The 12,969-nt window shown below is 38.8% G+C and carries 8 protein-coding genes; 1 reads left to right on the top strand and 7 read right to left on the bottom strand.

Translation table 11 applies throughout. From position 1 onward, the window contains the following. Nucleotides 1-3: 3 nt before the first annotated feature. The 4 genes from mutY to AC4IFE_RS10100 all read right to left on the bottom strand — a co-directional run bounded on the left by mutY (nucleotide 4) and on the right by AC4IFE_RS10100 (nucleotide 3,502). Entirely contained in the window at nucleotides 4-1,038 is a 1,035-nt protein-coding gene (gene mutY / locus AC4IFE_RS10115) for an A/G-specific adenine glycosylase (protein WP_490756780.1), read from the bottom strand. A 96-nt stretch (nucleotides 1,039-1,134) separates the two neighbouring features. Beyond that, nucleotides 1,135-1,644 carry a hypothetical protein gene (locus tag AC4IFE_RS10110; protein WP_490756779.1) on the bottom strand — a complete coding sequence of 170 codons (510 nt, stop codon included), beginning with the start codon at nucleotides 1,642-1,644 and terminating at the stop codon, nucleotides 1,135-1,137. A gap of 28 nt (nucleotides 1,645-1,672) precedes the next feature. Further along, nucleotides 1,673-3,034 (bottom strand): DUF5458 family protein, encoded by a 1,362-nt coding sequence (locus AC4IFE_RS10105; protein WP_111956046.1) that lies wholly within the window; start codon nucleotides 3,032-3,034, stop codon nucleotides 1,673-1,675. Between the two features lie 21 nt (nucleotides 3,035-3,055). Next, nucleotides 3,056-3,502 carry a type VI secretion system contractile sheath small subunit gene (locus AC4IFE_RS10100; protein WP_223558606.1) on the bottom strand — a complete coding sequence of 149 codons (447 nt, stop codon included), beginning with the start codon at nucleotides 3,500-3,502 and terminating at the stop codon, nucleotides 3,056-3,058. Between the two features lie 351 nt (nucleotides 3,503-3,853). Here AC4IFE_RS10100 and AC4IFE_RS10095 point away from each other — a divergent pair, with 351 nt between their 5' ends. Then, nucleotides 3,854-4,900 carry a hypothetical protein gene (locus AC4IFE_RS10095; protein ID WP_490756777.1) on the top strand — a complete coding sequence of 349 codons (1,047 nt, stop codon included), beginning with the start codon at nucleotides 3,854-3,856 and terminating at the stop codon, nucleotides 4,898-4,900. 64 nt (nucleotides 4,901-4,964) lie between these two features. On the opposite strand, the gene AC4IFE_RS10090 is transcribed toward AC4IFE_RS10095, so the two are convergent. The 3 genes from AC4IFE_RS10090 to AC4IFE_RS10080 all read right to left on the bottom strand — a co-directional run bounded on the left by AC4IFE_RS10090 (nucleotide 4,965) and on the right by AC4IFE_RS10080 (nucleotide 12,923). After that, the gene (locus AC4IFE_RS10090; protein ID WP_490756775.1) at nucleotides 4,965-7,064 is read right to left on the bottom strand and encodes a M13 family metallopeptidase; all 2,100 of its coding nucleotides are present in this window, start codon (nucleotides 7,062-7,064) and stop codon (nucleotides 4,965-4,967) included. Nucleotides 7,065-7,389: 325 nt separating this feature from the next. After that, nucleotides 7,390-9,447 carry a M13 family metallopeptidase gene (locus AC4IFE_RS10085; RefSeq protein WP_490756774.1) on the bottom strand — a complete coding sequence of 686 codons (2,058 nt, stop codon included), beginning with the start codon at nucleotides 9,445-9,447 and terminating at the stop codon, nucleotides 7,390-7,392. Between the two features lie 77 nt (nucleotides 9,448-9,524). Then, complete coding sequence (locus AC4IFE_RS10080; RefSeq protein ID WP_490756773.1) at nucleotides 9,525-12,923, bottom strand: trifunctional glycoside hydrolase family 18/polysaccharide deacetylase/glycosyltransferase family 2 protein; 3,399 nt, start codon at nucleotides 12,921-12,923, stop codon at nucleotides 9,525-9,527. Between the last annotated feature and the right edge of the window lie 46 nt (nucleotides 12,924-12,969).

The raw sequence follows: 12,969 nt of genomic DNA, 5'->3' as shown, positions 1-12,969 counted from the left end.
ATTTCAGTCTTTCAGTGAGTTTTGGATGTAGTTTTCCAAAGGCTTGGGAAAAGATTTGTCGTGAGAACCTTCAAAGTCTGTAATGATGTACTGATTTTCGGCTGTAAAACTGTCCCAAACTGCTTCTGAATCAACCTCAACATTTGAAATTTCAATACTGAGATTCTTGTGGGTAAGCTTATGGGTGATGGTTTTTACATTCCTGATAAAAGGTTCCAGCTCTGAAGAAATTTCCGTTGGAAATTCAAATAATTTCTTCCAGATGAAGTCATCTTTTCTTTGCCTGATTAAGAACTGTCCGCTTCTGTGTACAAAATAATACTTCAGCGCGAGATCTTCTGTTTTGACTTTTTTGGTTTTTACAGGATACTCTGATGTTTTCTGCATGGAAAATGCAAGACAGTCGTCATTTACCGGACATTCGCCACAAAGCGGATTTTTAGGTTTGCAGATTTCCGAGCCCAGATCCATCATAGCCTGATTAAAATCGCCTACATTTTCGGGCATGACTAAAGTTGCCAATTGAGAAAAATAGGAGAAAGCCCTGGAATTGGAAATATCAAAGTCATCAGCAAAAATACGGCTTAAAACTCTGTAAAAATTACCGTCAACAGCCGGCATTTTACCTCCAAAGCAGATGCTTGAAACTGCCGCAGCAGTATATTTCCCGACTCCTTTTAATTTTAAAATCTCTTCATAATCGGCAGGGAAATCACCATGATAATCGTTCATGATCTGTTGTGAGGCTTTGTGGATATTAATAGCTCTTGAATAATATCCAAGACCTTTCCAGTAGAGCAGCACTTCATTTTCTTCCGCGTCAGCCAGCGTCTTTACATCCGGAAATCTTTTAATAAAGTTATTATAATGATTGAGTCCCTGGCTGATCCTTGTCTGCTGAAAAACAATTTCGCAGATCCAGATTTTATAAGAGTCTTTTGTCTGTCTGAAAGGCAGATCTCTTGCATTTTTTCCGTACCAGTTCAGTAATTTATTTCCAATATGAAGAAAATCTGAACTTTTATTATCTTTTTCCAAAAACCTTTGTCTGTTTAAATGATTTGAGGGAATTTTCAGTTCAGACTATTTTCTCAATAGAATAAAAAAGATGAAATTCCGTCCTGCAAAGATAAATTATTTATCCTTTTTAACGGAATATACCGGTGCTGCTTTCAGCCATTGATATCTGAGATTTCTTTCCGCAGCAATAAACCGGTAACCTTCAAGTTTTTTCAGGTAAAGGTAGATTGAATCCGGTTTAAGTTTCAGCCTTTGATCAGAAAGAAACATGAACGGATAATCCATCACTGAATCTCTTATCGTTTTCAGTACTTTTCCGGATCTTACCTTGTAAAGAAAGAATGTTTTTCCTCTTCCTTTTGAACTGTCGGTAAGCTTGACATTGGAACTTGCAATAACCAGCTCGCTGCCGTCAAAGCATTCCTCTTCATTCATGATATAGGCTTTTCCCTGCTGCCGTTCGTCTTTAAAAAGGTCTACTGCATAATGGTCCGGCGCCTGGTATTTTTTCTCACATCCCGACAATACAATCAGCAGGAGTACAGGCAGAAAGAGGCTTAAACTATTTTTGATCACATTAATTTTCATATGAATTGGCAGTAAAAAACCGATGTAAAAATGCATCGGTTTTGTTATTATAATTGGGTTGTTTTTATTCCTGAGTATATTGTGCATCCCACTCGTTACCATCATCTCCTTTGTGTCCGTCCAATTTAATAACGAAACTTTTTGTAGGGAAATAAGGTGTCATACGGATATCCAGCCATACTCTGTCTTTATTGACTCTGTCCTGCTCGAAACGAACAATTTTGAACTTTTCAATCAATTTGTCCGGACCTTTGATATTGTCAAGGAAGGTTACAATCTGTCTTCTCAAATCGTCTTCATTTTTGGCATTCCAGTTTTCGAAGGCTCTTCTGTTCAGGAAGTCAAGTAAAACTTTAGTTACATAGTCGAATACACGTACTACTGAATAGGTCTGAAGACCGATGTTATCTCCTGTAAACAGTGTTTTAGCTGAGAATGCCATGATCTTACCATATTCATTCACCATTGGCACAAGACCCATTTTTTCTAACTGAGAAATTTCACTTTTCTTCAATTCGAATTTTACGGCATCTACTTCGTTGATATTACCATGCTTTTTACCTGCTGCCACCTGAGACATCAGAGTTTTGTGGATTTTTCCGGCTAATGAAGTGGAAGGCGGAAGCTCTACATTTTCTTCTTCTCCTACTTCTTCAGCTCTTCCTCTGCCTACAAGCCAGTTGCAAGTCATAATAACGTTACTTCTGTGAAGCTCGCCACCGGTAAGGTTTGCAGAATGGAATAAGTCTACTACGTCGTCCGGCTTATCCAGATTGGCGAAGTCGGTAACCATCATTACTTTGTTCTCGTTACAGATCTTTGCCCATTTTTCAATGACTTTGTTTGAGCCTAAATATCCGGGAATTGCCAGGATAGAATAGTTGTCTCTAAGGTCTAAACGGTCGTAATAGTTTTTGAATTCTTCGGAAATAGCATCAATGAATAAAGGATTATCCAGATCTGAAACCTGTTCAAGGCTTGCATTAACGATGCTTACATTATCCACTTTATCCAGTTCTGTATTTTTATAGAACTGGGCTACGGTTCTGTAGTTGGTTTCCAACAGACGTACCGCGTCCAGTGTATTTTTCAGGTTGGTCTTTAGATTCTGGTCTGCTGCCTGCGCTTTGGTTTTGCAGGTATCTGCCATTTTATCTGCAGACTCATTTCCTTCCAAAAGACTCACCCAAAGGTTTATTTTTTGAAGAAGCTCTTTTCTTTCGTCTGATTTATTGGTGTCCGTCAGGAAAATTTCTTTCCTGGCTTTTCTTGTAGGGTTCATATTGGCGATACCGTCTACAACGGATTCAACAAAGCCAAAACCTCCTATTTTATTAAGCTCCGCAAGCGGGTTGCCTTTCGGCTGCCCTGAGTGCTGCTGCTGACTCTGCTGTTGGCTTTCTTGTGCCTGTAATTTGCTATCCATGATTTGATTTAGTGTAAATAATTATTTTTCAAGTTCTTGTGCCACATCTTTCAATACTTCGATGAATGCAGCTCTGGTCTGTTCATTCTCAAGCATATTACGCAGAATCTTATTGGTCTTCAGCTGGCGTACGATTTTATTGTACTGCTCCTGTTCCATGCTAAGCTGCTGTAAATAGTCTGATTTCTGAGTAAGATTTCTAGGGGTAAAGTCTGCAAGATTCTGAAAACGGAATTCCTCCTCTACTACCCCACCATCTTCCGTTTCGTGCTGTACAGCTACGGATGGTTGAAAATGTCTGAAGACGTCGTCCACAGTTTTTAATCCTGTTACGATTTCAGGGGTATAGGATTCTTCTGTAGTAAGCTGGCTCACGATCAGCGATTTGTTTTCCTGTATTTCCTGAATAGCCTCATTAGCGTCTACTTTTACCTCGTTGCCGCCAACACCATAATTAAACATTGCCATATTATTGTTATTTTGAGATTTTTGATTTTGGTTTGGATCTGTCTTTGAGTAATTTACTGATGAATCAAATAAACTACCAATCCAATGTTTAAATTTAAAAAAAAACTGTAACATACAAAATTTTGTAAAGATTTTTCTTGAAATATTTAATTTAAGCTAATTTATATATAACGTAAAATCATGACTTTACGATATCACTAAACTATGAAAAATAAATAAAATAAGGTATGGAAGATAAAAATAAATCTTAGTATGCCTGGCTTTTATAAAAAAGCATCAATCAGGTTTTAAAATAAGAATTCTTCCGATGTGAGGAAAAAATCTTTATATTTAAACAAAGTAAGCACAATTATGAAAGATGTAAAGATTGCATTTAGAAAACCAATATATCCTGTTTCGGAAGCATTAAACCAGTATTTGGAAAAACATAACAGAACGACCCATATTCAGTTCTTATATGAAGACTTGCTGAGATTCAGCGACAGTGTAAATATTCTGGATAAGGACGGTAAAGATACCCTGTGGCTGGGTGTATTGTATTCTGAATATGAATTTAAAGAAATAGAGGCTAATTTGAATAAGATTTACACCCTTCTTCATTCCGACGGAGATGAGGCTACCTTACCTTATCTGAAAGTAGATACGATAGATTTTTGTACTTTCGGAAACTCCAAACCTTTCCGGATTCGGGTGAGAAATATCCTCAATGACAATCATACCAACTTTTATATTAAACAGGCCGATGCTTCCCGCATATATGGACTGGAAATTGAAGACCTGCTTTCTCCCAACCGAATTAATTTTCTTATCCACAAAAATACCCTGATAGAAGAGCATATCTTAGGAATTCCGGGAGATGTTTTTATTCAGAAGCATTTACTTAATTGTACAGAATTGGAAAAGGCACAGATTTCAAAGGAATTTGTAAAATTCAATGAGCGTTGCCTGATAGGACTGTTGGGTGACATGCGTTCTTATAATTATGTTATTATTCCCATTCACGATTTTGATCAGGTTATTTATAAGATTCGCCCCATCGATTTTGACCAGCAAAGCTACGAAGGGAATTTGAAAGTTTATCTTCCCCAGTATTTCAAAGAAAACAACGCGATGGTTAGTATGGTACTGGAAAAACTGAAGCCTAATTCAATAGAACAATACCGCAAAGAAGTACGTTCTCAAATTGTAAAAAGAGTGACCAGCAGCCAAAACAGATTTGATGAACTTATTGCTATTATGAAAAAAGAAGATATCGCGCCGGAAGCTAATGTTACAGAGCTGAAAACAGCTTTGCAAAAACTTACCTACGACGTCAACTTCAAGTATTGTAAAACTATGGGAGACATTATTGAAACCGGAATAAATTTTGTCCTCCGGAATTATAAGAAAGCCTATTAAAAAGAGAATCCATCTCACATTTAATGGGGATGGATTCTTTCTTTTCTAACAATTTTTGGTTATTCTACCAAATTTTTATTCTGTCCTGAGGCGCTTTGTACATTTTGTCGCCAGGCTTTATATCAAATGCTTTACTGAATGCATCCTGATTGACCAGCGGTCCGAATGCCCTGAACACTCCAGGAGAGTGCGGATCGGTTTTCACCTGGTTAATCATATACTGGTCGGTAGATTTTGTTCTCCATACCGTAGCCCAGCTCATGAAGAATCTCTGATCCTGTGTAAACCCACTGATTTTTCCGGGATTTCCTTTGTCTTTCAGATACATCTGGAGGGCATCGTAGGCTACTGCTACTCCACCAAGGTCACCAATGTTTTCACCGCTTGTAAATTTACCGTTTACAAAGCTACCTTTTACCGGTTCATAGGCACTGTACTGAGCTGCTAACTGACCTACTTTCGCATCAAAATTCTTACGGTCTTCATCCGTCCACCAGTTATTGAGGTTTCCGTCACCATCAAAACGTGAACCGCTGTCATCGAATCCGTGAGAAATTTCGTGTCCGATAACGGCTCCGATTCCTCCAAAGTTTACGGCAGCATCAGCTTTAGGGTTATAGAAAGGAGGCTGAAGAATGGCCGCAGGGAAAACGATTTCGTTATTCGATCCGCTGTAATAAGCATTTACAGTTTGCGGAGACATTCCCCATTCTGTTTTATCAACCGGTTTTCCTACTTTATCGAGACTTCTCTGATATTGCCACGCCGCTACGTTCTGAAGATTGGAGTACAGTGTTGCTCCCTGTTTTGGAGATTCCACCTTTAACTGGGTGTAATCTTTCCATTTGTCAGGATAGGCAATTTTCACAGTGAATTTAGACAGTTTTTCCTGAGCTTTCACTTTAGTGGCCGCAGACATCCAGTCCATATCATTGATATGTGTTTTGAATGATTTTAAAATATAATCAATATACATCTCCATCTGGGCTTTTGCTTCAGGAGTAAAATATTTTTCAACATATAATTTTCCGAAAGCCTCACCAAGAACTCCATTTACCAGACTCAGCCCTCTTTTGTCCATCGGACGCTGCTCTTTCTGTCCCTGAAGATATTTTGAATAGAAATCGAATCTGATCTGCTCAAGCTTATCATCAAGATTGCTGGCATTTCCGTTAATTAAATGGTATTTCAGATAATCTTTCAACAGGGGAAGATTTTTTTCAGTGATGAACTGATCCATATTCTGGTAATATTTCAGTTCGCCGATGATTACTTTATCGGTATTCACTCCTGCATCTTTAAGATATTGAGCAAGGTTAACATTTTTAACCAGTCCTGAAAGTTCATTTACATTTTTAGGATTGTACCTCAGGTTGGCATCTCTGTTCTGCTCCAGGGTCAACAGGTAGTTGGCAAGCTGCTTTTCAAATGCTACCACATTCTGTGCAGCCTGTTCTGAATTTTTATTGCCTAAAACTCCGAATAATTTCCCGACATACATCTGGTATTCTGCTAAAGTTTTAGTATTGGCATCATTTATTTTCTGATAATAATCTCTTCCTAAGCCAAGATCCGGACCGCCAAGATATACGGCATTCATTTTAGAGTTCTTCATGTCTGCGCTTACCCTCCAGCCGTAGAAGGAATTGTCACCTAACTTTGTGGCTTCAAGAAGGTATTTCTGCAGATCGTTAAGATTTTTGATCGCCTCAATTTTTGCCAGATCTCCTTTGAGAGGAGCCAATCCATCAGCATTTCTTTTATTCACATCCATGAAGGATGCGTACAGATTCTGAATTTTCTGGCCTTCTGAACCTTCAGAATATGTTTCGGACAAAATTTTGTTCAGGATATCCAGAGAAGCATCATCTACATTTTCTCTCAATGCATTGAAAGAGCCCCAGCTCGCTTTATCTGAAGGAATCTGCGTGGTTTTCACCCAATTTCCGTTCACATAGCTAAAAAAGTCATCCTGCGGGCGGACGCTTTTATCCATATAAGATAAATTGATTCCTTCTTCTTTCACTTCTTCTTTTTTTATGGGTTCTGTAACGGTTGCCGTAGTTTCAGATTTTGTTTCTGTAGCAGCAGTTTTAGCCGTTCCGCATGAGTTTAAAAATACAATGCCGGAAAGGGCCAGTATTCCAATATTTAGCTTTTTCATTAAAGATAATTTTTGATTGTCTACAAACTTATCAAATATACAAACTTTAACAATAGGTGATTAATGATAATTAATAAATGATGAAGAATTGACACCGGGATATGGAGTTTGGTTCGAGATACAAGTTAATTCGAGTTCAGAATATGAGCGTTTTACAGTTTTAAGTAGAGGATCCAGTATTATTCAATTCCAAACTCTCGAAATTTGTACCTCAATAATCCGCATTTTGAAACTTACATCTGCTACCTGCCATTCTAACATCTTCATCTAAAAAAACAAAAAAACCGTTCATTACTGAACGGTTTTTGCTATTTTTTGGTGATGATTACCAGATTTTTATTCTGTCTGCAGGCTCTTTATAAAGCTTGTCTCCTTTTTTCACATCAAATGCATTGTAGAAAGCATCAACGTTGATTAACGGGCCAAAGCTTCTGAAATATCCCGGAGAGTGCGGGTCAGTTTTTACCTGGTTTACCATATATTTTTCACTGGATAAAGTTCTCCAAACGGTTGCCCAGCTTAAGAAGAATCTCTGATCCTGAGAGAATCCACTGATTTTCCCTGGATTTCCTTTATCTTTCAAATACATCTGAAGGGCATCATAAGCAATATTTACACCTCCTAAGTCAGCGATATTTTCGCCGTTTGTGAAAGTACCGTTTACGAAAGTTCCTTTTACCGGCTCGTATTTGTCATACTGCGCAGCAAGAGCTTTTGTTGCCTTCTCGAAGTTCGCTTTATCTTCAGGAGTCCACCAGTCTACCAGGTTTCCGTCTGCATCAAACTGTGCCCCTGAATCATCAAATCCATGGCTCATTTCGTGACCGATAACAGCACCTATTCCTCCAAAATTAACTGCAGCATCTGCTTTAGGATTGAAGAACGGTGGCTGAAGGATTGCGGCAGGGAAAACGATTTCGTTGTTTACCGGGTTATAGTAAGCATTTACCGTTTGCGGCGTCATACCCCATTCTGTTTTGTCTACAGCTTTACCGATTTTTGCCAGATCTTTATTGTATTGCCATTCGGAAATATTCTGAAGATTGCTGTACAGATTTCCACCTTTAGCTTCAGAAACGATATCCAATTTTGAATAGTCTTTCCACTTATCCGGGTAAGCAACTTTTACGGTGAACTTATTCAGTTTGTTCATTGCTTTTTCCTTCGTTGTAGAAGACATCCATGCTAAGTTATTGATATGAACCGCAAAGCTTTTCTTTAAATAGTCGATAAGCTCCACCATCTGTGCTTTTGCTTCAGCCGGGAAATACTTTTCAACATATAGTTTTCCGAAAGCTTCACCAAGCGTACTATTGATAAGCTCAAATCCTCTCTTGTTTAGTGCTCTCTGCTCCTGCTGGCCTCTTAGGTATTTACCATAGAAGTCAAATCGCATATTACCCAATTTCTCACTCAGGTAAGAAGCACTTCCGTGAATCATGTGGAATTTCAAATAATCCTTGATGACAGGAAGGCTCTGAGCAGACACCAGTTTATCGAATTCTTTGTAATATCCGATTTCCCCGATGATCACTTTATCCGTAGTTACTCCCACTTTTTTAAGGTAAGCAGGGATGTCAACACCTTTTACCAATGTTGAAAGCTCAGCCATTGTTTTAGGATTGTACTGCAGTGTATTGTCACGGCTCTGTTCGTTGGTAAGATACGTTTTTGCAATGCTTTTCTCGTAATCAACGATTCCTTTTGCCGCTGCATCAGCATTTTTGTAGCCTAATTCTTTAAGCATAGAAGCGACATACTTCTGATATTCAGCAAGAGCTTCTGTATTTTTTTCGTTTACTTTCTGATAATAATCTCTTCCTAATCCCAGAGAAGCATTCCCTAAGTACACGGCATTCATTTTAGAATCTTTAAGATCTGCATCAACACCCCATCCGTACAAAGTATTTTCTCCGTCTTTTGTCACAGAGATCAAATAATTCTGAAGGTCAGCAAGATTTTTGATGGCATCAATTTTATTCAGGTTAGCCTGAATAGGTTTGATTCCGTCTGCATTTCTCTTCTGCATATTCATATAAGTAGCATAAAGATCCTGGATTTTTTTACCCTCGCTTCCATCTTCAAATTTATCTTTCAGAAGAGAGTTCAGAATAGTCATTGAGTTGTTATCCGTATCTTCAGCCAGTTTGTTGAAACTTCCCCAGGTCGGCTTATCAGATGGAATTTTAGCGGTTTTCATCCAAGTCCCGCTTACGTAGTTATAAAAATCATCCTGCGGACGTACAGAAGTATCCATAAGGCTAATATCCAAGCCCTTATCTGTACCGTTAGCTATTGTTTTCACGGCTTTTGCCTGTCCGTTCACTGTGTTTAGTGAGCAAACTCCGGCCAATAAAAACAAAGAAAGCGTTAGTTTTTTCATTATGATAGCAAATTTTATAATAGGTCTGTTGTTTTTACAATTTGTTACTTTTTATCAATAACAAATTTAAACAAATATCAGGAAGCCGCTATCTCTTTTACATTTCCCGTTCTTTTTAAAAATCCCCATGACTGCATTTCCCCTTTCAACGCTTTTCTCAGGCTTCTGAACAATACAATATACATCAGCCATCTGTATCCGAACCTCTGCGGAATAACATACAACAGATGAGTCAGTTTCTCCCGCTGCATAATAAAGGCGACCAAAGCCAGAGATGCATCTACCAAAAGGAAAATCAGATAATAAGTGAATATTTTTCCGCCATTTCCGGATAAAATTCCAAAGAACATGATCAGGTCTGCCAGAGGTGAAAAGAACGGAATGATATATTGAAACAGTAAGATGTTCGGCATTGCCCAAAGCCCAAGTCCTTTATATTTTGGATTGAGAAATGTCTGGCGCTGTTTCCAGAACATCTGCATAATCCCATAAGTCCAGCGGAACCGTTGTTTTAAAAACTGTTTCACACTTTCAGGAGCTTCGGTTACGGCAACCGCTCTGTTTTCATTGGCAACAGTATATCCATCCCTTAAAATTTTCACGGTAATATCGCAGTCTTCTGCCAGGGTATCCGTAGAATATCCGCCTGCTTCGATGATCACGGATTTTTTAAATGCTCCGATCGCACCGGGAATTACTGTCACGGCATTGATATAAGCATATGCCAGCCTGTCGAAATTCTGACTTGTGGTATATTCTATCGACTGCCATCTGGTGAGCCAGTTCACTGTGTTTCCTACTTTTACATTCCCTGCCACTGCAGCGATTTTTTCATCAGGATCTGAATTTAAAAATCTGGCAATCAGATATTTTACAGCATCATATTGAAGCTTGGTGTCTGCATCAATACAAACCACATATTCCGCATCAGTCCGGGAAATCCCAAAGTTCAGCGCTGTGGCTTTTCCGCCGTTTGATTTCGTGAAAATTTTCAGTTTCGGATGGTCGGGAAACGCTTCTTTTGCTTTCTGATAGGTTGAATCCTTACTTCCGTCATCTACCATGATGATATCAAAGTTGGGATAGGTTTGTTTTAATAAATTATCCAGGGAAGAAACAATATTTACTTCTTCATTATAGGCAGGTACAATGATGGATACTTTCGGATAAGTTTCCAAAACAGGGAAATCGCCCAACAATTTTTCTTTTTTTCTTTCTTTAAAGGCCCAATACATCATCAATATCAACCTTATCAGACCTAAGCCGATAAAAATGGTGAAAAGAGCCACCAGAAAATGACTTATTTCATAGATTACCGTAGCGAGGACCAGATTAAGCTGCATGATATAATAAGATCTTGTTTTAGGAACTTCCGGCATCAGCACATTTTTGTTTTTATGCAGAATACTGGCAAGATTCGTAAAATGATAACCTTGTTTCTGAAGTGCCGGAATTAAGGTTTTAAGGGCTTTTACCGTTTCTTCTCTTGTATCTCCGCCTGCATCATGCAGAAGGATAATATTTCCCCGCTGCTGCTTAATACCTGCCATAACCCGTTTTATGATCTCATCTGCCTTGATTCCGGGCTGCCAGTCTTCAGGGTCAATATTTTCTCCGATATCGAGGTAGTTTTGCTGTCTTGCCAGCGCTACAGGAATTATTTCTTCGGAAGTGGTAGGTTCGGAATCCGCATTATAAGGTGCCCTGAACAGAATAGTGCTATGGCCCGTTACACATTCTATAAGCAGTCTTGTCAATTTCATTTCCAGTAATGCTCTTTCCGGGCTTACTTTTGCTACATTTTCATGAGTGAAAGTATGGTTTCCTATTTCGTGGCCTTCACGGTAAATGCGTTTAACCAGCGGAAGGTTTCTTTCAGCATTGAGCCCTACGAGAAAAAATGCAGCCGGAACATGGTATTTTGACAATACATCTAAAATTTGCGGGGTGTATGTTTCATCCGGACCATCATCAAAAGTCAGTACAAGGTCTTTCTGTGGTGCTTCCCCATATTTTCTCACTTCATAAGAGCTTGGATAGGTGATATAGTTTTCATCTGTAATTATTTTTTCTTTGGAATCGATTTCCAGGGCAATTTTTCCGTCGTGAGGGGTATTCAAAACATCCAATACTTCTCCGTCGCCGATATAGTCTACCATCGTTTGACCTTTTACATTTTCCAGTTCTTTCAGATTAAGCCTGGACAGGCCTGCCAATGTAAGATCCTTATCATAAAAATCCCAGATCCTGCTGTCTTCACTGCCCAGTCTCCAGACTGCAGTTCCCGCCAGCGGATATTCGGAGGAAAAACGCATGGTATTGAAAACTGAGGCGGCATCGTTGAAAAATACGGTGTGGGTATTATTTTTAGAATCTGTGTAGGAGTAATTTAAGTTGAATGTATTATCATCAAAGTTAATCGCAGCTTTACTTGCGCTGGCTTTTGTAATGGCCTGCATATAGGTAACGGATGTATTGTCTTCTTTGTTGGTACTCCAGTCATAGCCATATGCTCCCAACCCAAGAATTACTTTTTCCGGAGAGGTTTTCTTAAGGATTTTTTCTGTTTGGGCTTCTATCCATTTTTGTGAAGAAACCGGGCCTGCATCACTGTCCTCCGCATATTCGTCATAAGCCATCAGGATGAAGTAATCTACGTAAGGATTCAGTTTCCGGATATTGTAATCATCATTATCGGTCATGATATCCATGGTAACCAACAGTCTGTTTTGTTTGAACGTTTCTGAAAGTTCTTTCATAAAAGCAATAAGATATTCGTCGGAATCCAGGTTCATATCTTCAAAGTCAATATTGATCCCCTTGAAATGAAATTTCTGGCACTGCTGCGCAAGTTTCCGGATAAGCACTGTTCTTTTCTCCGGATCTCTCAGTACTTTCCCAAGTCCTTCGGAACGGAATTCCCTGTCAGCATTGTTGCTTAAAATAGGCATTGCTGCAACTCCGGTTCTTTTGATAATTTTATAGCCTTCAGGATCTACATTGGTCTTTAAATCCCCTGATTTAGGATCAAGGAAGAACCATTCGGGGAAAACGAGATTGATATGCCTGATATTTCTTTTCAGAGACATCAGCGACTGTGGGTCCCAGGCTACATAGAATGCTGAACGGATGCCTCCCGGAAACTGAGACCAGCTTTTATTCTGGTTTTTTAATCTTTCAACTCTTGCCTGCTGAATTTTAGCAAGATTGGTATGCATTGTTTTTTCAGAAATAAAACTTCTGAAACCTTTGTATTCTTTGGAAATTTTATTTTCCTGCAGGTAAGGTTTACTGGCAGTCATTACTGCTTTATAATCTTCTTTGAAAGGTATTTTCGGGCTTTTGTCGAGCTTCATCATCAGCCCCAAAGCAAGGATAAGCAATACTGCAACGAAAATAAAAATACGGCTGCCCCACTGTACGCCTCTCCAGCGTTTTTTACTGTCAGTCTGAAAAATCTGTTTTGAATTTTCCACGTTATGAAATTTATCATGGGGATTTCAAAAAGCGTGAAAAAGAGCA

It is taken from the genome of Chryseobacterium sp. UF-81, from assembly GCF_058245105.1.
This window is presented reverse-complemented; position numbering and strand designations above follow the sequence as displayed.

Bases quoted from the DNA above. Each gene is read 5' to 3' on its own strand.
- AC4IFE_RS10095 (WP_490756777.1), top strand. From the start codon at position 3,854: ATGAAAGATGTAAAGATTGCATTTAGAAAACCAATATATCCTGTTTCG.
- AC4IFE_RS10105 (WP_111956046.1), bottom strand. From the start codon at position 3,034: ATGGATAGCAAATTACAGGCACAAGAAAGCCAACAGCAGAGTCAGCAG.
- AC4IFE_RS10110 (WP_490756779.1), bottom strand. From the start codon at position 1,644: ATGCATTTTTACATCGGTTTTTTACTGCCAATTCATATGAAAATTAAT.
- AC4IFE_RS10085 (WP_490756774.1), bottom strand. From the start codon at position 9,447: ATGAAAAAACTAACGCTTTCTTTGTTTTTATTGGCCGGAGTTTGCTCA.
- AC4IFE_RS10100 (WP_223558606.1), bottom strand. From the start codon at position 3,502: ATGGCAATGTTTAATTATGGTGTTGGCGGCAACGAGGTAAAAGTAGAC.
- AC4IFE_RS10090 (WP_490756775.1), bottom strand. From the start codon at position 7,064: ATGAAAAAGCTAAATATTGGAATACTGGCCCTTTCCGGCATTGTATTT.